The organism is Nocardioides sp. AX2bis, from assembly GCF_902506435.1.
Taxonomy (GTDB): Bacteria; Actinomycetota; Actinomycetes; order Propionibacteriales; family Nocardioidaceae; genus Nocardioides.
Window position 1 is genome coordinate 2,335,715 of the sequence record NZ_LR733215.1, and the last position, 22,282, is coordinate 2,357,996.

The window sequence follows — 22,282 nt, forward strand, 5'->3', positions numbered from 1 at the left end:
GTCCACCACGTCCAGGCCCAGCTCGGTCCACTGCTCGGCGACGACGTCGACGTCTCCGAGCGGCACCAGCAGCCAGTCGTGGTCGACCGTGCCGACGACGCGCACCTCGGCCTCCTCGGGCAGGGCGGCCAGGGCGGTGGCCAGGGCGGCGGGGCGGGCCGAGCCGGCGTCGGGGACGACCTCGTACGCCGCGAACGGGCCCTCGGGCCGCGCCTTGCGCGGGACCGCGCCGGCCGAGCAGACGACGGTGGTCGACTCGGCGGTGGCGGTGATCGACATCAGGGTCGCCGAGCTGACCCAGGACGGCAGGTCGGCGCCGGCGCCGAGGCGCGCGACGGCCAGCTGCTCGACGTGGCGGCGCAGCTCGGTGCTCACGGCGCGATCCCGACCGTCGTCAGCCCGAGGGTCTCCTCGAGGCCGAGCGCGATGTTCATGCACTGCACCGCGGCACCCGCGGTGCCCTTGGCCAGGTTGTCGACGGCACCGACGGCGACCAGGCGCCCGGCGGTCTCGTCGACGGTGACCTGCAGGTGCACGGCGTTCGAGCCGAGCACGGACTGCGTCTGCGGCCACTGCCCCTCGGGCAGCAGGTGCAGGAAGGGCTCGTCGGCGCAGGCCGCGGCGTAGGTCTCCCGGGCCTGTGCAGCGGTGACCCCGGGGCGTACGGGCGCCGAGGCGGTGGCCAGGATGCCGCGCGACATCGGCACGAGCACCGGGGTGAAGCTGACCCGCACCGCGGCCGGGTCGACCGAGCCGTCGGCGGCGAGCAGCCGGGAGAGGTTCTGGGTGATCTCGGGCGTGTGGCGGTGGACGCCGCCCACGCCGTAGGCCGAGGCGTTGCCCATCGTCTCGGAGCCGAGCAGGTGCGGCTTGGCGGCCTTGCCGGCGCCGGAGGTGCCCGAGGCGGCGACCACGACGACGTCGGGGTCGACCAGGCCGGCCGCGACCGCGGGGGCCAGGCAGAGGCTGGAGATGGTCGGGTAGCAGCCGGGCACGGCCACGCGGGTCGTACCGCGCAGGGCCTCACGGCGGCCCGGCAGCTCCGGGAGGCCGTACGGCCAGGTGCCGGCGTGGTCGCCGCCGTAGAACTTCTCCCACTCCCCCGCGTCCTCGAGCCGGAAGTCGGCACCGCAGTCGACGACGAGGACGTCGTCGGCCAGCTGCGCGGCCAGGGGCCCGGACTGCCCGTGCGGCAGCGCCAGGAAGACCACGTCGTGGCCCGCGAGGGTCTCGGCGGTGGTCTCGACGAGCCGGCGGTCGGCGAGCGGGACGAGGTGGGGCTGCAGGGAGCCGAGCAGCTCGCCGGCGTTGGAGCCGGCGGTCAGGGCGCCGATCTCGACGTCGGGGTGCCCGAGCAGGAGCCGCAGCACCTCTCCCCCGGCGTAGCCGCTGGCGCCGGCGACGGCGATGCGTGTGGTCATGTCGCATGACTATACACAGGGTCGTATGACTATGCGAGCCGAGATGACGCTTGCGGCGCCTCGAGATGACGCTCGCGGACATCCGGGCCGGGGCCTAGCGTGGCACCGGTGACCTCCCCGCGACTCACCCACCCGACGCACCTCGACCACCTGCGACGCGAGACGTCACGGTTGCGGGACGTGCTTGCGCACGCCGACCCGGCCGCACCGGTCCCGGCCTGTCCGGCCTGGACCGCCGGCGACCTGCTGTGGCACCTCGGCGGCGAGGTCCAGCACCGGTGGGCCTGGGTGGTCGAGCACCGGCCGCAGGACCCCGAGGACGGGTACGCCCCGCCGACGCGACCCGACTCGGTCACCGGGCTGCTGGAGGTGCTCGACGAGGCTTCTGCGCGGCTCGTGACCGGTCTCCGCGATGGCGACCCGGCGGAACCGGCGTGGACGTGGGCCGACGACGAGGCGGACCGGACGCTCGGCTTCATCGCCCGCCGTCAGGCGCTCGAGGCACAGGTCCACCGCCTGGACGCCGAGCAGGTGGTCGGAGACGTACGCCCGCTGGACCCGGCGCTGAGCGCCGACGGCGTCGAGGAGGTGCTCGCGGTGATGTACGGCGGCTGCCCGCCGTGGGGGCGGTTCGAGCCCGGCCCGACCTGGGTCCGCTGGGACCTGACCGACACCGGTGACGAGCTGTGGACACGGCTCGGGCTCTTCGGCGGCACCTCACCCGACGGCAGTCGCAGCTACACCGACGAGGACGACCTGGCCCTGGTCGGCGAGCCGGGGCCGTCCGCCTCGCTCGTGGTGAGCGGCACCGCGGCCGCGCTGCAGGCCTGGCTGTGGCACCGGACCGACGACGCCGGCGTCACCGTCTCCGGCGACGAGGACGCGTACGCCCGGCTGGCCGGGATCCTGCGCCAGCCGATCGACTGACCGCGCCGCAACCGTCATCTCGACGCGCCGCGGGCGTCATCTCGGCTGTCCGCGACCGTCATCTCGGCTGTCCGCGAGCGCCATCTCGGCTAGCGCTGGACGGCGCCGCACTCCGCCGCGGCGACCGCGACGGCGGCGTCGCGGGCGGCGCCGGTCTCCTGCTCGGTCAGGGTCCGGTCACCGGCGCGGAAGCGCAGGGCGAAGGCCAACGAGCGCTTGCCGGCCCCCACCTGCTCCCCGGTGTAGACGTCGAAGAGCCGCAGCGACTCGAGCAGGTCGCCCGCGCCGCGCCGCAGCGCGTCGGCCACGTCGGCGGCCGGGACGGTGTCGTCGACCAGCAGCGCGACGTCCTCCTTGGCCACGGGGAAGTCCGACAGGACCGGCGCGACCACGACGTCGACGGCGTGGGCGAGCAGGACGTCGAGGTCGACCTCGGCGGCCACGGTCCGGGCCGGCAGACCCAGGTCGCGGCAGACCCGCGGGTGCAGCTCGCCGGCGTGCCCGACCGACGTCGACCCGATCAGCAGCTCGGCGCAGCGGCCGGGGTGCCACGGAGCGCGCTGCGCCGCCCGGGCGACCAGCTCGAGGCCGAGGACACCGGCGACGGTACGCACCGACGCGACCGCGTCGGACCAGTCGGCGACCCGGCCCGGGCCCCACCAGCCCTCGCGCTCACGACGGCCGGTCATCGCCACGACGAGGTGCAGCGGCTGGTCCGGCAGGGCGGCGTCCAGCGCGGCGACCTCGTCGGGCGTCGGGCGGTGGGCGACGCCGTGGATCGGGGTCGGGCCGCCGCCGCGGGGCAGCGTCACGGTGCCGGTCTCGAAGATCGCGAGGTCGGTGGCGCCGCGACCCAGGTTGCGGGCCACCGTCTCGAGCACGCCGGGCAGCAGCGTCGTCGCCATCGCGGGGCGCTCGGCCGAGAGCGGGTTGGCCAGCCGGAGCACGGCACGGCGCTCGTCGTCGGCCGGCAGGCCCAGCTTGTCGAGGTCGGCCTCGCCCAGGAACGGGAAGGTGATCACCTCGACGTGGCCGGCACCGGCCAGCGCCCGCCCGACCCGACGACGCAGCTGCTGGCCGCGGGTCAGCCCGCGTCCAGCCGGCGGCGTCGGCAGCACCGAGGGCACGGTGTCGTAGCCGACGACCCGGGCGACCTCCTCGACGAGGTCGTAGGGGTCGGAGAGGTCGGGGCGCCACGGCGGCGGGACGACGCTGAGCACGCCGGCGCCGTCGGCCACCTCGCAGCCGACCGCACGCAGGTGCGTGGCGGCGGTGGTCTCGTCGACGTCCATCCCGGTGACCCGCGCCGCGAGGTCGCGGGCGATCGTGATCGGCGGCGCCTGCGGCGCCTTGCCGACGACGGTGACGCCGGGCTCGGTGGTGCCTCCGGCGTACGTCGTCAGCAGCTCGACCACCCGGTCGGCCGCAGCCTCGCAGATCGTCGGGTCGACCCCGCGCTCGTTGCGCTTGCCGGCCTCGGAGGTGATCTTGTGGCGGCGCCCGGTGCGGAACATCGAGGTGGCGTCCCAGTGTGCCGACTCGACCAGCACCCGGGTCGTGGTCGCGGACATCTCGGTGGTCTGCCCGCCCATCACGCCGCCGAGACCGATGATCCCGGAGTCGTCGACGACCACGAGGTCGTCGGTCGCCAGCGCACGGACGGTGCCGTCGAGGGTGGTCAGCCGCTCGCCGTCGCGGGCGCGGCGCACGCCGACGGCGCCGGTGAGGCGGTCGGCGTCGTAGCCGTGGATCGGGCGGCCGGTCTCGAGCATCACGTAGTTGGTGACGTCGACGGCGACCGAGACCGAGCGCATCCCGGCCAGGGCCAGGCGACGCGCCATGAAGGTCGGGGTCGGGGCGGCCGGGTCGATCCCGGAGACGGTCCGGGCCACGAAGACCGGGCAGCCGACCTCGTCCTCGACGCGCACCGGGTGGCCGGCGTCGTCGGCCGGGGGCACCTCGCGCAGGCACGGGTCGTGGAAGGCCGACGCCGGCAGGTCGTAGGCCAGCGCGGCGTCGCGGGCGACCCCGCGCAGCGAGAGGGCGTAGGCCCGGTCGGGGTTGATCTCGAACTCGATGACCTCCTCGTCGAGGCCGAGCAGCCCGCGCGCGTCCTGGCCGGGCTCGCCGGCCCCGGCCGGGAGGACGACGATGCCGTCGGCCGAGCCGTAGGAGTCGGCGGGCAGGCCGAGCTCGGCGGCCGAGCAGATCATCCCGGCCGAGACGTGCCCGTAGGTCTTGCGGGCAGCGATCGCGAAGTCGCCCGGGAGCACCGCGCCGGGCAGCACGACGACCACCAGGTCGTCGACGCCGAAGTTGTGGGCGCCGCAGACGATGCCCTGGGGCTCGCCGGTGCCGTTGGCGTCACCGACGTCGACGGCGCACCAGTTGATGGTCTTGCCGTTCTTCTGCGGCTCGGGCTCGGCCGACAGCACGCGACCGACGACCAGCGGGCCGGTGACCTGCTCGCCGGGGCGCTCGATCGCCTCGAGCTTGAGCCCGAGGGCGGTGAGACGGCGCGCGAGGTCGTCGGTGGTCACGTCGGCCGGCAGGTCGACGTGCTCGCGGATCCAGGAGACGGGGGCCTTCATCGGTCCTAGAGCTCCGTTCCGAACGCGGCGGAGTACCGCACGTCGCCCTCGAAGATGTCGCGCAGGTCCTCTGCGCCGTGGCGGAACATGAACGACCGGTCGATGCCCATGCCGAAGGCGAAGCCGGTGAAGACCTCGCTGTCGACGCCGCAGGCGGTCAGCACCCGCGGGTTGACCACGCCGCAGCCGCCCCACTCGATCCAGCCCTCGCCCTTGCAGGTGCGGCACGACGACACCGCGGGCTCGTCGCCGCGGCACACGAAGCAGACCAGGTCGACCTCGGCCGACGGCTCGGTGAAGGGGAAGTACGACGGGCGGAAGCGCGTCGTGATGCCCTCGCCGAACAGCTGGGTCGCGAAGTGGTCGAGGGTGCCCTTGAGGTGGGCCATCGAGATGCCGCGGTCGACCACGAGCCCCTCGACCTGGTGGAACATCGGGCTGTGGGTGGCGTCGTACTCGTCGGTGCGGAAGACTCGGCCCGGGCAGATCACGTAGATCGGGGGCTCGCGGGTCAGCATCGTGCGGGCCTGGACCGGCGAGGTGTGGGTGCGCAGCACGACGTGGTGGTCGGCCGGCTCGGTCCAGAAGGTGTCCTGCATGGTGCGCGCCGGGTGGTCCGGGCCGAGGTTCAGCGCGTCGAAGTTCAGCCACTCGGCCTCGACGACGGGGCCCTCGGCGACCTCCCAGCCCATCGCGACGAACAGGTCGCCGATGTGCTCGCTCATCAGCGTGATCGGGTGCCGGCCCCCGCGCGCGACGCGGTCGGCGGGCAGCGTCACGTCGACGGCCTCCTCGACCAGGGCGCGCGCCTCGTGGGCGGCCTCCAGCTCGGTCGTGCGGGCGGCGAGGGCCTGGTTGACCGCGCCCCGGGCCTGGCCGACACGGCGGCCGGCGTCCTTGCGGGCCTGGGGCGGCAGCGCCCCGATCTCGCGGTTGGCCAGCGCCAGCGGCGACCGGTCGCCGGTGTGGGCGGTCCGGACCACCTTGAGGGAGTCGAGGTCGTCGGCGGCGGCGATGGCGACCAGGGCGGCCTCACGGGCCTCGTCGACCTGCTCAGCGCCCAACGGGGTCACCTCCACGGGGTCGTAGTCGGTGTTGGGTCCGGACATGGGGTCGAGTCTAGGAAGCCGGCGGCCCGCGCCGCGACCGGGTTGTCCCGGCGCCTCAGCCGGCGCCTCAGCCGGCGGCGTCCTCGTCGTACGCGGGCCAGCGCACGACCAGCCGGGCGCCGCCGCCAGGTGCGTCGCCGATCGTCACCGACCCGCCGTGCGCGCGGGTGAGCCCGTGGACGATGTAGAGCCCCAGCCCGGAGCCGCCGCGCGCCCCGCCCTTCCAGAACTTGGTGAACACCTGCGGCCGGAGCGCCGGCGGGATCCCGTCCCCCTCGTCGTCGACGACGAGCACCACCCCCGGCCCGTCGTCGGCCGCCGCAGTGAGGGAGACGCGCACGGTGCCGGCGCCGTGGCGCACGGCGTTCTCGACCAGGTTGGTCACCACCTGGGTCAGCTTGTCGGGGTCGGCCAGCACCGCGGGCAGGTCGTCGCCGACGTGCAGCTCGACGGGGGTCGCGGTGCCGGCGCGCACCGACTCGACCACCCGGGTCACGAGGACCTCGGCCTGGCAGGGCCGGGCGTGCAGCTGCAGGCGCCCGGTGTCGATCCGCGCCACGTCGAGCAGTTCGGTGATCAGCCGGCTCAACCGGTCTGCGTCGCTGCTGACGGTGTGCAGCATCAGCTTCTTCTGCTCGTCGCCCAGCTTGTCCCAGCGGTTCAGCAGGGCCTGGACGAAGCCCTTCACCCCGGTCAGCGGGGAGCGGAGCTCGTGCGCCACCGTCGCCACGAGGTCGGAGCGGTCGCGGTCCAGCCGGGCCCGGCCGCGACCGGAGCGCAGGACGACCGCGACCTCCTCGACCGGTGCCCCCCGCACGGCCCGGTGCAGCCGGGCGGTGAGCAGCACCTCCTCGCCGTCGGGCAGCAGGACGGAGCGCTCGGGCACCCCGGTGCGCGAGCCGAGACCGTCGTAGGGCCGGCAGCAGGCGTACCAGTCGTGGCCGTCGGCGTCGCGCAGCCCGAGCACCTCGGCCAGCTCGAGGCCGACCAGCGAGGCGGCGTCCCGGCCCAGCATCCGCGCGGCCACCGCCGACACGGCGCTCACGCGACGGTCCGCCCCGGCCAGCACCACCCCGTCGGGCAGCAGGTCGAGCGGGTCGGTGGTCGCCACGCCGCCCACCCTAGGAGGGCGCGTCCTGGCGGACGGCGGGGCGGCCTGGGGGGCGGCCGGCGGGCAGACCGGCGGGCGCTACCGGCGTCGCTGGGCCGTCGCGGAGGCGTAGAGGCACAAGGTGGCCGCCGAGGCGAGGTTCAGGCTCTCGGCGCGGCCGTGGATCGGGATCCGTACCCGGTGGTCGGCCAGTGCGGCCAGCGCGTCGTCGAGGCCGTGGGCCTCGTTGCCGAGCAGCCAGGCCGTCGGGCGGGCCAGCAGGGCCCCATCGGAGCCGTCGGAGCCGCCGCGGGCGGCCTCGCGGGCGGCGTCCTCGAGCTCGGCCAGGTCCAGCTCGCCGGCCCCGTCGGCGGCCAGCACCGTCAGGCCGGCGGCGCGGGCCGCCTCGACGGCACGTACGGGGTCGGGCTCGACGGCGACCGGCACGTGGAAGGCCGAGCCGGCGCTGGCGCGCAGCGTCTTGGGGTTGTGCAGGTCGACGGCGTCACCGGCGAGCACGACGGCGTCGCCGCCGGCGGCGTCGGTGGTGCGCACGATGGTGCCGGCGTTGCCGGGGTCGCGGACCTCGGCGCAGAGCGCGACCAGGCGGGAACCGGGCACGACGTGCTCCAGGGGCCGGTCGAGCAGCCGGCAGACGGCGACCAGTCCGGCCGGGGTGACGGCCTCGGTCAGCGAGGCCATCGCGCGGTCGTCGACCAGCGTGACGGTCGGCCCGGCGGCCCCGCCGAGCAGGGCGTCGAACCGGCGTACGGCCTCGGGCGTGACGAAGACCTCGACCACGCGGCCGTCGACGGTGAGCGCGGCCTCGAGGGCCTGGGGGCCCTCGGCGAGGAACAGCCGCCGCTCGGTGCGTACCGAGCGGCGGCTGAGCCGACGTGCGTCCTTGACCCGCGCGTTGCCGGCGGCCAGGGGGGTGGTGCTCAGGCCGAGGCCTCGGCGCGCGGGGCGTTCACGTCGTCGGGCAGCGCCTCGCGGGCGGTGGCGACGAGGGCGCTGAACGCGGCCGGCTCGTTGACGGCCAGCTCGGCGAGGATCTTGCGGTCGACCTCGACACCGGCCAGGCCGAGGCCCTGGATGAAGCGGTTGTAGGTCATGCCCTCCGCGCGGGCGGCGGCGTTGATCCGCTGGATCCACAGACGACGGAAGTTGCCCTTGTTCTTGCGGCGGTCGTTGTAGCTGTAGACCAGGGAGTGGGTGACCTGCTCCTTGGCCTTGCGGTACAGGCGCGACCGCTGGCCGCGGTAACCGCTTGCCCGGTCGAGGGTGGTACGGCGCTTCTTCTGGGCGTTGACTGACCGCTTGACGCGTGCCATGAGGGGTGCTCCTTAAGTTCTTCGGTGGCCGGGTCGGGGACGGACCCGGCCGGTGGGGGCGAGGGTCAGAGACCCAGCAGCTTCTTGGCGCGCGGGACGTCGTTCGCCGCGACCTCGGTCGTGCCGGACAGGCGACGCGTGACCTTGGAGGACTTCTTCTCCAGGTTGTGGCGCTTGCCGGCCTTCTCGCGGCGGATCTTGCCCGAGCCGGTGACCCGGAACCGCTTGCTGGCGCCCGAGTGGGTCTTGTTCTTCGGCATGGTGCTTCTCCTCCAGGGGGTAGCAGGCGTCGTGGTGCGCGCCTGTCTGGCCGGGAACGCCCCCGGCCGGTGGCTGTGTGTGCGGTCTGTGGTCGAGGACCTCGCGGTCCTCAGGCCTCGATCTCGGGGTCGAGGTTCTCCGAGCGCCCGCGCTCCTTGGCGACCGTGCTCCGCCCGGCGTTCGCGGCGGTCCGCTCGGCCTTGTCCTCGGCCTCCTCGGCGGCCCGGTCGGCCATCTCCTTCTCCTTCTCGACCCGCAGCTGGTTCTTGGCCTCGGCCTTCTTGCGGTGCGGGCCCAGGACCATGACCATGTTGCGGCCGTCCTGCTTGGGCGAGGACTCCACGAAGCCGAGCTCGGCGACGTCCTCGGAGAGGCGCTGCAGGAGCCGGAAGCCCAGCTCGGGGCGGTGCTGCTCGCGACCGCGGAACATGATCGTGATCTTGACCTTGTCGCCGGCGGCCAGGAACCGGACCACGTGACCCTTCTTGGTCTCGTAGTCGTGACCGTCGATCTTCGGGCGGAGCTTCATCTCCTTGATCACGACGTTGGTCTGGTTCCGTCGTGCCTCACGGGCCTTCTGGGCGTTCTCGTACTTGAACTTCCCGTAGTCCATGAGCTTGCAGACCGGCGGGCGGGCGGTGGGCGCGACCTCGACCAGGTCGAGGTCGGCCTCCTGGGCCAGACGCAGGGCCTGGTCGGTCGGCACGATGCCGACGGTCTCGCCGTTGGGTCCGACGAGGCGGACCTCGGGTACCCGGATCCGGTCGTTGATGCGCAGCTCGGTGCTGATGAGTCCTCCAGTGGGTCAGGGGCACGGAGGCTCTCCCCCGCCGCGGGCGCACGCACGAGGCGTACGGCCCGGAGACGAGAAATGGCTCCCGCTCGGACCAAGCGGAAGCCAGTGACCACACCGACACCCGGAGGTGTCGCGACCGGTCGGGAGGGACGCTGGTGCGTCCCGGCTCGACCGAGCCGGTGGACCGGACCCGACGACCTGGGCGGTGGTGGCCGCGTGCGGTCGGTGCGGGTGGGAGTCGGTGTTGCCGTGACCCCGCTTGTAGATCGTGGTGGTCCGCAGCTCGCACTGCTTCCCACATCGATCGGTCAACGCAAGACCTTAGCGGATCATTCCGGCACCGGCGAATCCCCCGGGCCGTCCGGGGAGGCGCCGACCCACGCCAGTCTGCCGTCGACCCGCACCAGGCGCCAGCCGGCGGCGACCGCCTCGAGGTCCGGGCCGGTCAGGACGTACGGCGCGGGGCCGGCGAGGTCGACCGCGAGCGCCGCGGCGCCCTCCTGCAGGGCGGCCGTCGCCGCGGTGGCGGCGGTCACCGGGACCGGACGCGCCTGCGGGTCCCACGCGGCCATCGCGTCGGCGCCGGTGAAGGCCAGCAGGGCCGTACGCCCGTCGGCACCGGTGACCAGGACGGCCGCCATGTCGCTGGACTTGTCGTGTGCGAGACCGGCCTCGTCGACCTCGACCTCGCCGAGGACCGCGACCACGGGGACCAGGAGCCGGGCGCCGGCCAGCAGTCCGAGCACCTCGGTGGCGGGCACGCGGCCCTGCGCCCGGGCGTCCAGCGCGGCACGCAGCACCGGGTCGGGCGCGCCGTCGTCGTCGGCGAAGCCGGGGTCCGGGATGTCGCGGGAGGTCACCGCCCCATTCTCCCCCGTGACCGCGACGCGCGACCGCCACCCGGTCCACCGTGACTCGTCCCACTTATCTGATCAAAGTCGAGTGTCTTACTTGTGTTTGGCTCACCGGGCCCGTAGAACTGGCGCCCATGTCCACCTCCCAGACCGTCGTCGTGACCCCGACGACCGACCGCCGCGACCGTGACACCCGCCGCGGTCCCCGACTCTCGTCCCTGCGCCGGTGGGTCTCGCCGGTGGCGATCATCGCCACCTGGCAGGTCCTGAGCACGACCGGCGTCCTCGCCGAGGACACCCTCGCCGCACCGACGACGATCTTCGCCGGCGCCGTCGAGCTGGCCCGCACCGGCGAGCTGCAGTCGGCCACCCTCGTCTCGCTGCAGCGGGTCGGCCTCGGCTTCGTGATCGGCGCCTCGGTCGCGCTGGTGCTGGCCGTGGTGGCCGGGCTCAGCCGGATCGGCGACGACGCCGTGGACCCGCCGATGCAGATGCTGCGCACGCTGCCCCACTTCGGGCTGATCCCGCTGTTCATCCTGTGGATGGGCATCGGCGAGGCCCCCAAGCTGGCGCTGATCGCGATGGGCGTGTGCTTCCCGCTCTACCTGAACACCGTCGCCGGCATCCGCAGCGTCGAGGCCAAGATGCACGAGGCCGCGCGGTCGATGGGGCTGAGCTGGTCCCAGCGGCTGCGGCACGTCGTGCTGCCCAGCGCGCTCCCCCAGGTGCTGGTCGGGCTCCGCCAGGCCCTGGGCATCGCCTGGCTCTCGCTGATCGTCGCCGAGACCATCAGCGCCGGCGACGGGCTCGGCTACCTGATCAACCGCGCCCGCGAGTTCTCCCAGACCGACGTGATCGTCGTCGGGCTGGCCGTCTACAGCCTCCTGGGCCTGCTCACCGACGCGATCGTCCGCCTGCTCGAGAGGAAGGCCCTGACATGGCGCGCCTGAACCCCTTCACCCGTATGCCCCCCGCCCCCACGACCACCACGACCACCACCGCCACGCCCACGACCACCGGGGTGGGCGCCGACGACGCCGCCCACCCCGGCCCGGGACCGCGACCCGGCCCCCCGGTGGCCCGGGTCCGCGGCCACCACCGCTCCTTCGGCAACCTGCAGGTGCTCCGGTCGGTCGACCTCGACGTCGCCCCGGGCGAGTTCGTGGCCCTGCTGGGCCGCAGCGGGTGCGGCAAGTCGACGCTGCTGCGCAGCCTGGCGCACCTCGACCCGGTCCCCGCCGGCGAGGTCCAGGTCACCGGCCGCTCGGCCGTCGCCTTCCAGGAGCCGCGGCTGCTGCCCTGGCGCAGCGTCCACGAGAACGTGGCGCTGGCGCTGCTCAACGGCGAGCAGCGCGCCCAGCGCCACGACCTGGCGGCCGCGACCCTGCGCGAGGTCGGCCTGGAGGAGAAGGCGCAGATGTGGCCGCGCCAGCTCTCCGGGGGCCAGGCCCAGCGCGCATCGCTGGCCCGCGCCCTCGTCAGCAGTCCCGACCTGCTCCTGCTCGACGAGCCGTTCAGCGCGCTCGACGCGCTGACCCGGATCGAGATGCACCAGCTGGTCATCCAGCTCTGGCGCCGCCACGCGATGGCGGTGCTGATCGTGACCCACGACGTGGACGAGGCGCTCGCGCTGGCCGACCGCGTCGTCGTGCTCGACGGCGGCCGCGTGGCCGACACCTGGTCGGTCGACCTGCCGCGCTCCGAGCGCACCCCCGAGCACCCCGAGATCGCCCCGCTGCGCGCCGAGGTGCTGCACACCCTGGGCATCCGGCCCACCCCGCCCAACCCCCACGTACGTCCCCCGCCCGCCCCCGCCTGGCAGCCGTCGCCGGCGGCCTCGCCGCCGTCCTGGTCCCGGCCCTGCTCGCCGGCTGCTCGGCCAGCGCCACCGGCAACGAGGAGGCCCTGAACGAGGACGGCTCGGTCGACCTCTCGAAGGTCACCCTGATCGTCGGCGACCAGCGGGGCGGGTCCAAGGCCCTGCTGACCGCGGCCGGCCTGCTCGACGACGCGGAGTACAACGTCGAGTTCAAGGAGTTCACCTCCGGTCCCCCGCTGCTCGAGGCGCTCGGCGCCGGCTCGGTGCACGTCGGCGGGGTCGGCAACACCCCGCCGCTGTTCGCCGCCGCGGCCGGCCGTGACTTCCAGGTCGTCCAGGCCGCCACCTACGGCGGTCGCGGCGACGCGATCGTGGTCCCGGAGGACTCCGACGTCGACGAGGTCGCGGACCTCGACGGCGCCACCATCGCCGTGGCCGAGGGCAGCTCGGCCAACTACCACCTGCTGGCCCAGCTCGCGGAGGCCGGCATCGACTACGAGGACGTCGAGATCAAGAACCTCCAGCCCGCCGACGCCCTGGGCGCCTTCGAGGGCGGGTACGTCGACGCGTGGGCGATCTGGGAGCCGTACACCTCCCAGGCCGAGCAGGACGCCGGCGCCCGGGTCATCGCCGACGGCGAGACGCTGGCCAACGGCTACAACTTCCAGGCCGCCTCCACCGAGGCGATCGAGGACGAGGCGACCGCGGCCGCGCTCGAGGACTACGTCTCCCGCGTCGCCGAGGCCCAGGTCTGGGCGACGACCCACCAGCAGGAGTGGGCCGACGCCTGGTCCTCCGAGACCGGGCTGGCGCCCGAGATCACCCTGGCCGCGGTGAAGAACCGCGACGTCGAGGTCGTCCCGATCGACGACGCCCTGGTGGCCTCGGAGCAGGAGATGGCCGACGCCTTCGACGGCGCCGGCCTGATCCCCGAGCAGGTCGACGTCACGCCCTTCTTCTCCGACCGCTACGACGAGTCGAGCCTCGCCGCGGCGGAGGGTGCGCGCTGATGGCCGCCGTCCACTGGTTCCTGCCCACCTCCGGCGACAGCCGCTCCCTGGTCGGCGCCGGCCAGGGCGTCCCCGGTGACGTGCGCACCGGCCTCGGCGAGACCCTGGACCCGCAGGACGGGTTCCGGGCGCCGTCGATCGACTACCTGGCGCAGGTCGCCCGGACCGCCGAGGACCTCGGGTTCACCGGCGTCCTCACCCCCACCGGCACGTTCTGCGAGGACGCCTGGCTGACCACGGCCGCCCTGCTGCGCGAGACGACCCGCCTGAAGTTCCTGGTCGCCTTCCGCCCCGGGGTCGTCAACCCGGTGCTGGCCGCGCAGATGGCGGCGGCCTACCAACGCATCTCCGGCGGCCGGCTGATGCTCAACGTCGTCACCGGCGGCGAGCCGCGCGAGCAGGCACGCTTCGGCGACTTCGCCTCGAAGGACGAGCGGTACGCCCGGACCGGGGAGTTCCTCGACGTCGTGCGCGGCACCTGGGAGCAGGCGCCGTTCGACTACGACGGTGCGCACTTCTCGGTACGCGGCGCCGTGGTCAGCGGCGGGATCGACCCGGTGCCGCCGGTCTACTTCGGCGGGTCCTCGGAGCCGGCCGGCGCGGTCGCGGCCCGCAGCGCGGACGTCTACCTCACCTGGGGCGAGCCCCGCGAGCAGGTGGCCGCCAAGATCGCCTGGATGCGCGAGCTCGCGGCGCGCGAGGGCCGCACGCTGCGCTTCGGCCTGCGCATCCACACGCTGTCGCGCGACACCCACGAGGCGGCCTGGGCCCACGCCCAGGGCTGGCTCGACGGGCTCGACCCGGCCGCGGTGGAGAAGGCGCAGGCCGCGCTCGCGCAGAGCGAGTCCACCGGCCAGCAGCGCATGTCGGCGCTGCGTGCGGGGCGCCACGACGCGCCACGCGACGCCCGCGACCTCGAGGTGGAGCCAGGCCTGTGGGCCGGGGTCGGCCTGGTCCGCGGCGGGGCCGGCACCGCCCTGGTCGGCAGCCACGACGAGGTGGCCGAGCGGCTGGCCGACTACCACGCGCTCGGGATCGACGAGTTCATCCTCTCCGGCTACCCGCACGTGGAGGAGGCGTACTGGTTCGCGGAGGGGGTGATGCCACGGCTGCGCCGCCGTGGCGTCCTCGACCGCGAGCCCGCGGGGCTGGCCGCCGTCGGCTGAGCCGAGGTCAGGCTGGGCCGCCCACCGGGTCGTCCGGGCGCGGGGCTGGGGAGCCCTGCGCCCGGGCGGCCGTTCCTGCGCCTGGGGTGTGGGGTGCTGTCGGGGCGGCGCCATTGCGGACTGGTGACGCATTACCCACCGGTAACCCTGCAGGACCGCGCAATTGCGCCCGTACGACAGCTCGCGCTGCGGGCCCGCCCGCGCACCACCGCCCGGACGCCCGCCGCTGTGCCACGCTGGAGACATGGACAACGCGACGTGGCTGGCACTGACCGTGACCCTGACGCTCGTCGGGGCGGTCCTCACCTGGGTGGCCTACCGGCGTCGCGGGCTGCCCTCCGCGATGCTCGTCGCCGGCGTCACGGTGCTCGTGCCGGCCGCCTACCTGACCCGCACGCTGCGGATGCTGACCGAGGTCGTGGACGCGGTCGCCGGGTGGGCGACCTCGCTCGTGCTCTCCCCCACCGTCTGGGCCGGGATCGTCATGGCCGGTCTGGGCGTGCTGCTCATCGCCGGCTCCCGCGCGCTCGCCGCCCGCGGCATCGGTGCCCGCCGTCGGGGCGTCCCTCGCGGGACGACCGCAGCAACGGCTCCTGCCGCCGCACCGGCGGGCCGCGAGCGTCCCCGCGTCGGTGCCGGCCGGAAGCCGGAGCCGGCCCCCGCCGTGGACGACGAGCTGGCCGACATCGAGGCGCTGCTCAAGCGTCGCGGCATCTCCTGACCGCCCCAGCCGGCCCAGCCGCCGCAGCGGCCGCTCAGCGGTCGATGACCGCGCGCAGCTCCCGTACGGCCCGGCGCGAGCGCGCCCCGTCGCTGCCCTGGATCGCCAGGACCGACACGGTGCCCCCGTCGGAGAGGTCCAGCACCGCCCACGGCGAGCCCGGCGCGAGGTGGATCCCGACGACCTGCTCCCACGCCAGGCGGTGCCGGCGGTAGCCGTTGACGACGGTCAGCCCGGCTTCCTCGGCCCGCACCCGGCTGCGCACCAGGGAGTAGATCGTGGCCATCGCCAGCAGGGTCAGCGCGATCACGGTGCCGCGCTGGAAGGTGGTGAACGAGGCCCGGGTGGGGTCGTCGAAGGAGAACCAGGCGCCCGCACCGACCGCGAGCAGCGCCGCCATCGCCACCAGCCCGGCGATCCGGGGCCCGAGCGGGCGGTAGGTCCGCGGCAGCGACGGTGCGCCGGCCATCAGAGGCGGCAGGCGTGGATGTCGGTGGTGAGGATCCCGCGGGCGCCGAGGCTCCACAGCTCGTCCATCAGGCGCTGCGCACCGGCGCGTGGGACCATCGCCCGCACCGCGACCCAGCCGTCCTTGTGCAGCGGCAGCACGGTCGGGCTCTCGATGCCGGGCGTCAGCGCGACGGCGGCGTCGACGTGGGCGTCCTCGATGTCGTAGTCCATCATCACGTAGCTGCGGGCCATCAGGACGCCCTGCAGCCGGCGCCGGAAGATCTCCGAGCCGTCGGCGCGGTGGCCGGGCCGGGTCACCAGGACCGCCTCGGACTCCAGGATCGGCTCGCCGAAGGTCTCCAGGCCGGCCTGGCGCAGCGTGCTCCCGGTCTCGACCACGTCGGCGACGACGTCGGCGACGCCCAGCGCGATGCTCGACTCGACCGCGCCGTCGAGCCGGGTCACCGTCGCCTCGATGCCGCGCTCGGCGAGGAAGGCCCCGACGACCCCGGTGTACGAGGTCGCGATCCGGGCCCCTTGCAGCTCCTCCACCGAGGTGAAGCGGCCGATCGGGCCGGCGAAGCGGAAGCGGCTGCGACCGAAGCCCAGCGCCAGCAGCTCCTCGGCCTTGGCACCCGAGTCCAGCAGCAGGTCGCGGCCGGTGATGCCGATGTCGAGGGTGCCCTCCCCGACGTAGAGCGCGATGTCACGCGGACGCAGGTAGAAGAACTCGACGCCGTTCTCGACGTCGCTCAGGGTCAGCTGCTTGGTGTCGTCGCGCTGGCGGTAGCCGCACTCGCGCAGGATCTCGGTCGCCGACAGCGACAGCGAGCCCTTGTTGGGCACGGCGATCCGCAGCGGGACGCCCTCGGTGGTGGTCGACATGGGGGTGCGGGTCCGTCCTGGGGATCAGAGGTGGATCAGAGGTGGGCGTAGACGTCGTCGAGGGTCAGTCCGCTGGCGATCAGCAGCACCTGCGCGTGGTAGAGCAGCTGGCTGACCTCCTCGGCGGTCCGCTCGGGGCCCTCGTGCTCGGCCGCCATCCAGGACTCCGCGGCCTCCTCGACCAGCTTCTTGCCGATGGTGTGGACGCCCGCGTCCAGCTCGGCCACGGTCCCGGAGCCGGCCGGTCGGGTGCGGGCCTTCTCGCTGAGCTCGGCCCACAGGCCCTCGAAGGTCTTCACGGCGGACCAGACTACGGCGTGCCCGCCCCCACCCGGGACCTGGGCGACCGGGACGGCCGCCGACCTGGGCGATGATCGCGGGGTGAGCGACCCGGACGGCCCCGACCTGACCGCCCTCGCCTGGCCGCGGGCCACCGAGCGGCTCCGGCTGCGCCCGCTGCTGCCGGCCGACGTCCCGGCCCTGCACCGTTATCGCAGCCGCGACGACGTCGCGTTCTGGCTGGGGGCGGCCGCGGGTACGCCCGAGGACCTCGCCGCGCGCTTCCTGGGGCCGGGCCGGGCCGGGCGCACCCTGGTCGTGGAGCACGACGACGTCGTGGTCGGCGACCTGATGCTGCGGGTGCAGGACGGCTGGGCCCAGGCCGAGGTGGCCGGTGCGGCCGGCTCCGGCGAGGCCGAGCTCGGATGGGTGCTGGACCCCGCGTACGGCGGTCGCGGGCTGGCGACCGAGGCCGTGCGCGCGCTGCTCGACGTCGCCTTCGACGGTCTGGGCGTGCGCCGGGTCACGGCCTCCTGCTTCGCCGCGAACGTGGCCTCCTGGCGCCTGATGGAACGGGTCGGCATGCGGCGCGAGGCCGAGCACGTCGCCGACTCGCTGCACCGTGAGCTCGGCTGGCTCGACGGGCTGGTCTACGCCCTGCTCGCCGAGGAGCGGCGCTCGTGACGCGCCGCGCGCCGAGTCAGGCCCGGTCGAGCCCGCGCAGCACGATCGCGGTGGTCAGGGCGGCCGCGGTGGCCTCGTACCCCTTGTCCTCGCTCGAGCCCTCGAGCCCGGCCCGGTCGATGGCCTGCTCGTCGGTGTCGCAGGTCAGCACGCCGAAGCCCACCGGCACCCCGTGGTCGAGCGAGACCCGCGTCAGGCCCTCGGTGGCGGCCTGGCAGACGTAGTCGAAGTGGGGGGTGCCGCCGCGCACGACGACGCCGAGCGCGACCACGGCGTCGTACCCGCGCCCGGCCAGCGCGCCGGCGACGACGGCCAGCTCGACCGTGCCGGGCACGCGCACGACGGTGGCCTCGAGACCGGCGTCGGCGGTGGCGCGGGCGGCGCCGGCGAGCAGGCCGTCCATCACCTGCTCGTGCCAGGAGGCGGCGACGACGGCGAGGCGGAGGCCGCGGGCGGCCTCCGGGTCGACCTGCTGGGTGGTGGGGGCTCCGTGGCCGCTCATGTGGGGTCTCCTTCGGTCAGCGTGCCGCCGCTCTGGTCGATGGCGGGCAGGTCGGGCAGCGAGTGGCCCATCCGGTCCCGCTTGGTGAGCAGGTAGGCGAGGTTGTGGTCGTTGGGGCGGGTGGTCAGGGGGACGACCTCGGCGACCTCGATGCCGAAGTCCTCCAGGTTGGCGACCTTGTCGGGGTTGTTGGTCATCAGCCGCACCCGCTCGACCTTGAGGTCCTTGAGGACCTGCGTGGCGGTGCCGTAGTGGCGGGCGTCGGCCGGCAGCCCGAGGTCGAGGTTGGCGTCCACGGTGTCGCGGCCGCCGTCCTGGAGCTGGTAGGCCTGCAGCTTGGCGACCAGGCCGATCCCCCGGCCCTCGTGGCCGCGCAGGTAGACCACGACGCCGCGACCCTCGGCCACCACCCGCTCGAGCGCCTCGTCGAGCTGGGGGCCGCAGTCGCAGCGCTCGGAGCCGAGGACGTCGCCGGTCAGGCACTCCGAGTGCACCCGGGTCAGCACGGGCTCGGGGCCGGTCAGGTCCCCGTGCACCAGCGCGATGTGCTCGGAACCGTCGACGGTGACGCGGTAGCCGTACGCCGTGAACTCGCCGTGCCGGGTCGGCAGCCGGGTCTCGGCGACGCGCTCGATCAGGCTCTCGTGGCGGCGGCGGTGGCGGACCAGCGCGTCGATGCTGATCATCGCCAGGCCGTGCTCGTCGGCGAACTCGCGCAGCTCGGGGCCGCGCTTCATGGTGCCGTCGTCGTTGACGATCTCGACCAGCACGCCGGCGGGCGTCAGCCCGGCCAGGCGGGCGAGGTCGACGGCGGCCTCGGTGTGCCCGCGGCGCACCAGCACCCCGCCCTCGCGATAGCGCAGCGGGAAGACGTGCCCGGGCCGGGTCAGCTCCCACGGCTCGGTCGCGGAGTCGGCCAGGACGCGCACGGTGTGGGCCCGGTCGTGCGCGGAGATGCCGGTGCTGACGCCGTCGCGGGCGTCGACGGTGATCGTGTACGCCGTGCGCAGCTTGTCGCGGTTGTGCGGGGTCATCAGCGGGATCTCGAGCCGGTCGAGCATGGCGGCCGGCATCGGGGCGCAGATGACGCCGCTGGAGTGGCGGATCGTGAAGCCCATCAGCTCGGGCGTGGCCTTGCTGGCCGCGAAGATCAGGTCGCCCTCGTTCTCGCGGTCCTCGTCGTCGACCACCACGACCGCGCGACCGGCGGCGATGTCGGCGATCGCGCGCTCGACGCTGTCGAGGCGGACCCCGCCGTGCGGGCCCTGGGGGTCCCGGGGCTCGACCGGGGCGTCGGGGGCGTGCTGGGTCATCACTTCTCCTGGTTCTGCGCGTAGACGCGCACGAGCTTCTCGACGTGCTTGGCGATGACGTCGACCTCGAGGTTGACCCGGTCCCCCACGGTGCGGGAGCCCAGGGTGGTGCGGGCCAGGGTCTCGGGGATGAGGCTGACGGTGAAGGACTCGTCGCCGGCCTCGACGACGGTGAGGCTGACGCCGTCGACGCTGATCGAGCCCTGGTCGACGAGGTAGCGCGCCAGGTGCGGCGGCAGCGAGACCTCGACCAGCTCCCAGTGCTCGCTGGGGGTGCGGGCCAGGACCTCGCCGACGCCGTCGACGTGGCCCTGCACGACGTGGCCGCCGAGGCGCTTCTCGGCGGTGACCGCCCGCTCGAGGTTGACCCGGTCACCCGGCGCCACCCCGGCCAGGCTCGTCATCCGCAGCGTCTGGTGCATGACGTCGGCCGACCACTCCTGCCCGTCGTGCTCGACCACGGTCAGGCAGCAGCCGTTGACCGAGATCGAGTCCCCGGGCGCCGTGCCCTCCAGGACGAGCGGGCCGGAGACGCGCAGGCGTACGGCGTCCCCCTGGTCGGTGAGGTCGGCGATGGTGCCGAGCTCCTCGATGATGCCGGTGAACATCAGGTCTCCCTCGGGTCGAGCGTGAGTCGTACGTCGGGCTGCTCGCCGTCCAGCCCCGGCAGCACGGTCACGTCGGTGACCCGGGGTCGCAACGCGCGGCTGATGGTGGGGATTCCGAGGTCGCCGACCGCGGCGCGACCGGCGCCCAGCAGGACGGGGGCGACGTAGCAGACGATCTCGTCGACCAGGCCCTGCTGCAGGAACGCGGCGGCCAGGGTGGGACCGCCCTCGAGGTGCACGCGCTGGCGGTCGCGGGACCAGAGGTCGGCCAGCGCCGCACGGGGGTCGCGGGTGCGCAGGTGGACGGTGTCGGCCTCGTCGTCGAGGACCCGGGCGCCGGCGGGCAGGTCGCGCAGGCCCATCACCGCACGCAGCGGCTGCACCGGGGCGAGGCGGTCGTGCTCGTCGCGGACCGTCAGCCGGGGGTCGTCCTCGAGCACGGTGCCGGTGCCGACGAGCATCGTGTCGCAGGCCGCGCGCAGCCGGTGGGCGTCGAGCCGGGAGGCCCGCCCGGAGATCCAGCGCGACGTGCCGTCCGCGGCGGCGCTGCGCCCGTCGAGGGTGGTGGCGAGCTTCCAGGTGACGTACGGGCGTTGGTGCTCCTGCGCGCGGCGGTAGACCGCGGCCAGCGCGGCCGCCTCGTCGGCGAGCAGCCCGGACTCGACCTCGAGGCCGGCGGCCTCGAGGCGGGCCCGTCCGCCCGCGGCGACGGGGTTGGCGTCGGTCTCGGCGAACACGACCCGGCGGACCCCCGCCGCGACCAGCGCCTCGGTGCAGGGGCCCGTACGCCCGGTGTGGTGGCACGGCTCGAGGGTCACCACGGCCGTCGTGCCGCGGGCGGCGTCGCCGGCCCGGGCCAGGGCGTCGGCCTCGGCGTGCGGGGTGCCGGGCCCGCGGTGGTGGCCCTCGGCGACCGTGCGGCCGTCGGCGTCCAGCAGCACGCAGCCCACGCGACGGGTGTCGGCGACCATCGGCACGCCGGGCGTCGCCGCGAGCGCGAGGGCGCGGCGCATGGCGGCCTGCTCGGCCGCGCTGGTGCTGCTCACGGTGCTGTCCACGGCGTCCTCCGCCCGGTGCCGGTCGCGGCCCGGGAAGGGCGGGAGGCGGGCGGAGCCGTCCGGGGTCGGCGCTCGTCGTCGGGACCGCGCGCTCGTCCGGACGACTGCGTGCGCTTCCCATCCGGACTCTCACCGTCGGTCCAGGAGTTACACCTGGTCAACCGGCCACTGGAGGTGGTCGGGTCGCGGACTGTCACCGCCGGCTCGGACTTGCACCGATCCCAGAGCACGCGAGTCGTTGAACTCGTCTCCGGCCAGTCTGCCACAGGCCCTGCCCGGCTCCGGGTGAGTCCGGCCACACCGCGGCTCGTCGGATGAGCGCTCTCTCACGGCCGTCTCACACCCATCTCACCACGGGTGCGCAGAGTCCTCCTCACAGCCCCGCACGGGGATCCCCGCACGACAAGGAGCACCACCATGGCCAGGTCCGGCATCTTCACCGCCCTCACCCCCGCCGTCGCCGCCCGCGGCGACAACACCGACACCGGCAGCCGGGACGGTCGGCGCCGCCGCCGTCGCCGTCGCAACCGCCGCAGCCGGTCGCGCAACACGCGGACCAACTGACGCCCTCGGCGCAGCGCTGCCCCGGCTCACCTCAGGAGCCGGGCCCGCAGCCACCACGCAGCGGTCGTACCCCTCGCGGGTGCGGCCGCTGTCGTGCGGCCGGGGCCGGTCAGGCGTGGGGGGTTGCGGTCCCGGCCGCGGTCTCGGCCGCGGTGCGCAGCGACGCCACCATCGCGTCGGGGTCGTCGGCACCGAAGACCGCCGAGCCGGCGACGAACACGTCGGCCCCGGCCTCGGCGCACCGCTCGATCGTCTCCAGCGACACCCCGCCGTCGACCTGCAGCCAGGTCTCGACGCCGTGCCGCTCCATCAGCGCCCGGGCCCGGCGGATCTTGGGCAGGACGAGGTCGAGGAACGACTGCCCCCCGAAGCCCGGCTCCACGGTCATCAGCAGCAGCATGTCGAGCTCGGGCAGCAGGTCCTCGTACGGCTCGACCGGCGTGGCCGGTCGCAGCGCCATGCTGGCCCGCCCCCCGGCGGAGCGGATCTCGCGCGCCAGGCGTACCGGCGCCGCGGCCGCCTCGACGTGGAAGGTGACCGACCCGCACCCGGCCTCGACGTAGGCCGGGGCGTGCCGGTCCGGGTCGGCGATCATCAGGTGCGCGTCGAGCGGGACGGGGCTGACCCGGGCCAGCGCCTCGACCATCGTCGGGCCGAAGGTCAGGTTCGGCACGAAGTGGTTGTCCATCACGTCGACGTGCACCCAGTCGGCGCCCGGGATGCGGTTCACCTCCGCGCCGAGGGCGGCGAAGTCGGCGTTGAGGATGCTCGGCGTGATCTGGATGCCCACGCCCCGAACCCTAGGGCCCGGGACGGCCGCGCCGGTGGTGGGTGTCGGGG

General features: G+C 74.6%; 26 protein-coding genes and 1 riboswitch. Of the genes, 8 read left to right on the forward strand and 18 right to left on the reverse strand.

Going from position 1 to position 22,282, the window contains the following annotated elements; all coding sequences use genetic code 11:
* Together GV155_RS11190 and argC are read right to left on the reverse strand one after the other, a co-directional pair.
* The coding region (locus GV155_RS11190; protein WP_160007963.1) for a hypothetical protein at positions 1-375 on the reverse strand (375 nt) is incomplete at its 3' end.
* Positions 372-1,421 carry an N-acetyl-gamma-glutamyl-phosphate reductase gene (gene argC, locus GV155_RS11195; protein ID WP_160007965.1) on the reverse strand — a complete coding sequence of 350 codons (1,050 nt, stop codon included), beginning with the start codon at positions 1,419-1,421 and terminating at the stop codon, positions 372-374. The genes GV155_RS11190 and argC, both read right to left, overlap by 4 nt.
* Before the next feature lie 108 nt (positions 1,422-1,529).
* Here argC and GV155_RS11200 point away from each other — a divergent pair, with 108 nt between their 5' ends.
* Positions 1,530-2,348, forward strand: a complete 819-nt coding sequence (locus GV155_RS11200) for a maleylpyruvate isomerase N-terminal domain-containing protein (protein WP_160007967.1) — start codon at positions 1,530-1,532, stop codon at positions 2,346-2,348.
* Between the two features lie 89 nt (positions 2,349-2,437).
* Here the strand turns inward: GV155_RS11200 and pheT are convergent, their stop codons facing one another.
* The 8 genes from pheT to GV155_RS11240 form a co-directional block, all read right to left on the reverse strand.
* Positions 2,438-4,939 carry a phenylalanine--tRNA ligase subunit beta gene (pheT, locus tag GV155_RS11205; RefSeq protein WP_160007969.1) on the reverse strand — a complete coding sequence of 834 codons (2,502 nt, stop codon included), beginning with the start codon at positions 4,937-4,939 and terminating at the stop codon, positions 2,438-2,440.
* 5 nt (positions 4,940-4,944) lie between these two features.
* Complete coding sequence (pheS, locus tag GV155_RS11210) at positions 4,945-6,048, reverse strand: phenylalanine--tRNA ligase subunit alpha (RefSeq protein ID WP_160007971.1); 1,104 nt, start codon at positions 6,046-6,048, stop codon at positions 4,945-4,947.
* Positions 6,049-6,115: 67 nt separating this feature from the next.
* Positions 6,116-7,159, reverse strand: a complete 1,044-nt coding sequence (locus GV155_RS11215) for a sensor histidine kinase (RefSeq protein ID WP_236554262.1) — start codon at positions 7,157-7,159, stop codon at positions 6,116-6,118.
* Between the two features lie 78 nt (positions 7,160-7,237).
* Entirely contained in the window at positions 7,238-8,083 is an 846-nt protein-coding gene (locus tag GV155_RS11220; protein ID WP_160011198.1) for a TrmH family RNA methyltransferase, read from the reverse strand.
* Positions 8,080-8,472 (reverse strand): 50S ribosomal protein L20, encoded by a 393-nt coding sequence (gene rplT / locus GV155_RS11225; protein WP_160007973.1) that lies wholly within the window; start codon positions 8,470-8,472, stop codon positions 8,080-8,082. Before rplT ends, GV155_RS11220 begins: the two co-directional genes overlap by 4 nt.
* Before the next feature lie 65 nt (positions 8,473-8,537).
* Positions 8,538-8,732, reverse strand: a complete 195-nt coding sequence (rpmI, locus tag GV155_RS11230; RefSeq protein WP_160007975.1) for a 50S ribosomal protein L35 — start codon at positions 8,730-8,732, stop codon at positions 8,538-8,540.
* Between the two features lie 110 nt (positions 8,733-8,842).
* The gene (gene infC, locus GV155_RS11235; RefSeq protein ID WP_160011200.1) at positions 8,843-9,523 is read right to left on the reverse strand and encodes a translation initiation factor IF-3; all 681 of its coding nucleotides are present in this window, start codon (positions 9,521-9,523) and stop codon (positions 8,843-8,845) included.
* Between the two features lie 335 nt (positions 9,524-9,858).
* Complete coding sequence (locus GV155_RS11240) at positions 9,859-10,389, reverse strand: SseB family protein (protein WP_160007977.1); 531 nt, start codon at positions 10,387-10,389, stop codon at positions 9,859-9,861.
* A 128-nt stretch (positions 10,390-10,517) separates the two neighbouring features.
* Between GV155_RS11240 and GV155_RS11245 the strand changes: the two genes are divergently transcribed.
* From GV155_RS11245 to GV155_RS11265, 5 genes are all read left to right on the forward strand, one after another.
* On the forward strand, positions 10,518-11,333 hold the full coding sequence (locus GV155_RS11245) for an ABC transporter permease (RefSeq protein ID WP_160007979.1): 816 nt from the start codon (positions 10,518-10,520) through the stop codon (positions 11,331-11,333).
* Positions 11,321-12,292, forward strand: coding sequence for an ABC transporter ATP-binding protein (locus GV155_RS11250; RefSeq protein WP_236554264.1), 972 nt, complete (start codon positions 11,321-11,323; stop codon positions 12,290-12,292). Before GV155_RS11245 ends, GV155_RS11250 begins: the two co-directional genes overlap by 13 nt.
* 38 nt (positions 12,293-12,330) lie before the next feature.
* Positions 12,331-13,212: an ABC transporter substrate-binding protein gene (locus tag GV155_RS11255; protein WP_268892620.1), complete on the forward strand. Its 882-nt coding sequence runs from the start codon at positions 12,331-12,333 to the stop codon at positions 13,210-13,212.
* On the forward strand, positions 13,212-14,378 hold the full coding sequence (locus tag GV155_RS11260; RefSeq protein WP_160007981.1) for an LLM class flavin-dependent oxidoreductase: 1,167 nt from the start codon (positions 13,212-13,214) through the stop codon (positions 14,376-14,378). The genes GV155_RS11255 and GV155_RS11260 overlap by 1 nt, the downstream gene beginning before the upstream one ends.
* Before the next feature lie 244 nt (positions 14,379-14,622).
* Positions 14,623-15,099, forward strand: coding sequence for a cellulose synthase (locus GV155_RS11265; protein WP_160007983.1), 477 nt, complete (start codon positions 14,623-14,625; stop codon positions 15,097-15,099).
* Positions 15,100-15,133: 34 nt separating this feature from the next.
* On the opposite strand, the gene GV155_RS11270 is transcribed toward GV155_RS11265, so the two are convergent.
* From GV155_RS11270 to GV155_RS11280, 3 genes are read right to left on the reverse strand one after another with little or no spacing between them, the layout of a single operon-like run.
* Entirely contained in the window at positions 15,134-15,568 is a 435-nt protein-coding gene (locus tag GV155_RS11270; protein WP_160007984.1) for a PH domain-containing protein, read from the reverse strand.
* A complete protein-coding gene (gene hisG / locus GV155_RS11275; RefSeq protein ID WP_160007985.1) occupies positions 15,568-16,434 on the reverse strand; it encodes an ATP phosphoribosyltransferase in 867 nt (288 codons plus the stop codon). The genes GV155_RS11270 and hisG overlap by 1 nt, the downstream gene beginning before the upstream one ends.
* Before the next feature lie 35 nt (positions 16,435-16,469).
* Entirely contained in the window at positions 16,470-16,733 is a 264-nt protein-coding gene (locus GV155_RS11280) for a phosphoribosyl-ATP diphosphatase (protein ID WP_160007987.1), read from the reverse strand.
* A gap of 82 nt (positions 16,734-16,815) precedes the next feature.
* Here GV155_RS11280 and GV155_RS11285 point away from each other — a divergent pair, with 82 nt between their 5' ends.
* Positions 16,816-17,397 carry a GNAT family N-acetyltransferase gene (locus tag GV155_RS11285; protein WP_236554265.1) on the forward strand — a complete coding sequence of 194 codons (582 nt, stop codon included), beginning with the start codon at positions 16,816-16,818 and terminating at the stop codon, positions 17,395-17,397.
* A gap of 16 nt (positions 17,398-17,413) precedes the next feature.
* Here the strand turns inward: GV155_RS11285 and ribH are convergent, their stop codons facing one another.
* From ribH to ribD, 4 genes are read right to left on the reverse strand one after another with little or no spacing between them, the layout of a single operon-like run.
* Complete coding sequence (gene ribH, locus GV155_RS11290; RefSeq protein WP_160007989.1) at positions 17,414-17,899, reverse strand: 6,7-dimethyl-8-ribityllumazine synthase; 486 nt, start codon at positions 17,897-17,899, stop codon at positions 17,414-17,416.
* Complete coding sequence (locus GV155_RS11295) at positions 17,896-19,212, reverse strand: bifunctional 3,4-dihydroxy-2-butanone-4-phosphate synthase/GTP cyclohydrolase II (protein WP_160007991.1); 1,317 nt, start codon at positions 19,210-19,212, stop codon at positions 17,896-17,898. Before GV155_RS11295 ends, ribH begins: the two co-directional genes overlap by 4 nt.
* Positions 19,212-19,820: a riboflavin synthase gene (locus GV155_RS11300; protein ID WP_160007993.1), complete on the reverse strand. Its 609-nt coding sequence runs from the start codon at positions 19,818-19,820 to the stop codon at positions 19,212-19,214. The genes GV155_RS11295 and GV155_RS11300 overlap by 1 nt, the downstream gene beginning before the upstream one ends.
* The gene (gene ribD, locus GV155_RS11305) at positions 19,820-20,833 is read right to left on the reverse strand and encodes a bifunctional diaminohydroxyphosphoribosylaminopyrimidine deaminase/5-amino-6-(5-phosphoribosylamino)uracil reductase RibD (protein ID WP_160011208.1); all 1,014 of its coding nucleotides are present in this window, start codon (positions 20,831-20,833) and stop codon (positions 19,820-19,822) included. Before ribD ends, GV155_RS11300 begins: the two co-directional genes overlap by 1 nt.
* A 149-nt stretch (positions 20,834-20,982) precedes the next feature.
* Positions 20,983-21,112, reverse strand: a riboswitch (FMN riboswitch).
* Between the two features lie 183 nt (positions 21,113-21,295).
* Between ribD and GV155_RS11310 the strand changes: the two genes are divergently transcribed.
* Complete coding sequence (locus tag GV155_RS11310) at positions 21,296-21,442, forward strand: hypothetical protein (protein WP_160004984.1); 147 nt, start codon at positions 21,296-21,298, stop codon at positions 21,440-21,442.
* Positions 21,443-21,551: 109 nt separating this feature from the next.
* Here GV155_RS11310 and rpe read toward each other — a convergent pair whose 3' ends face one another.
* Positions 21,552-22,232, reverse strand: a complete 681-nt coding sequence (gene rpe, locus GV155_RS11315; protein WP_160007995.1) for a ribulose-phosphate 3-epimerase — start codon at positions 22,230-22,232, stop codon at positions 21,552-21,554.
* Positions 22,233-22,282 lie beyond the last annotated feature (50 nt).

Excerpts from the sequence above, each read along its gene's own strand:
- GV155_RS11260 (WP_160007981.1), top strand. The coding sequence starts at position 13,212 with ATGGCCGCCGTCCACTGGTTCCTGCCCACCTCCGGCGACAGCCGCTCC.
- hisG (WP_160007985.1), bottom strand. The coding sequence starts at position 16,434 with ATGTCGACCACCACCGAGGGCGTCCCGCTGCGGATCGCCGTGCCCAAC.
- argC (WP_160007965.1), bottom strand. The coding sequence starts at position 1,421 with ATGACCACACGCATCGCCGTCGCCGGCGCCAGCGGCTACGCCGGGGGA.
- ribD (WP_160011208.1), bottom strand. The coding sequence starts at position 20,833 with ATGCGCCGCGCCCTCGCGCTCGCGGCGACGCCCGGCGTGCCGATGGTC.
- ribH (WP_160007989.1), bottom strand. The coding sequence starts at position 17,899 with ATGAGCGGCCACGGAGCCCCCACCACCCAGCAGGTCGACCCGGAGGCC.
- pheS (WP_160007971.1), bottom strand. The coding sequence starts at position 6,048 with ATGTCCGGACCCAACACCGACTACGACCCCGTGGAGGTGACCCCGTTG.
- GV155_RS11270 (WP_160007984.1), bottom strand. The coding sequence starts at position 15,568 with ATGGCCGGCGCACCGTCGCTGCCGCGGACCTACCGCCCGCTCGGGCCC.
- pheT (WP_160007969.1), bottom strand. The coding sequence starts at position 4,939 with ATGAAGGCCCCCGTCTCCTGGATCCGCGAGCACGTCGACCTGCCGGCC.
- GV155_RS11295 (WP_160007991.1), bottom strand. The coding sequence starts at position 19,212 with ATGACCCAGCACGCCCCCGACGCCCCGGTCGAGCCCCGGGACCCCCAG.
- GV155_RS11310 (WP_160004984.1), top strand. The coding sequence starts at position 21,296 with ATGGCCAGGTCCGGCATCTTCACCGCCCTCACCCCCGCCGTCGCCGCC.
- rpmI (WP_160007975.1), bottom strand. The coding sequence starts at position 8,732 with ATGCCGAAGAACAAGACCCACTCGGGCGCCAGCAAGCGGTTCCGGGTC.
- GV155_RS11265 (WP_160007983.1), top strand. The coding sequence starts at position 14,623 with ATGGACAACGCGACGTGGCTGGCACTGACCGTGACCCTGACGCTCGTC.
- GV155_RS11300 (WP_160007993.1), bottom strand. The coding sequence starts at position 19,820 with ATGTTCACCGGCATCATCGAGGAGCTCGGCACCATCGCCGACCTCACC.
- rplT (WP_160007973.1), bottom strand. The coding sequence starts at position 8,472 with ATGGCACGCGTCAAGCGGTCAGTCAACGCCCAGAAGAAGCGCCGTACC.
- GV155_RS11245 (WP_160007979.1), top strand. The coding sequence starts at position 10,518 with ATGTCCACCTCCCAGACCGTCGTCGTGACCCCGACGACCGACCGCCGC.
- GV155_RS11250 (WP_236554264.1), top strand. The coding sequence starts at position 11,321 with ATGGCGCGCCTGAACCCCTTCACCCGTATGCCCCCCGCCCCCACGACC.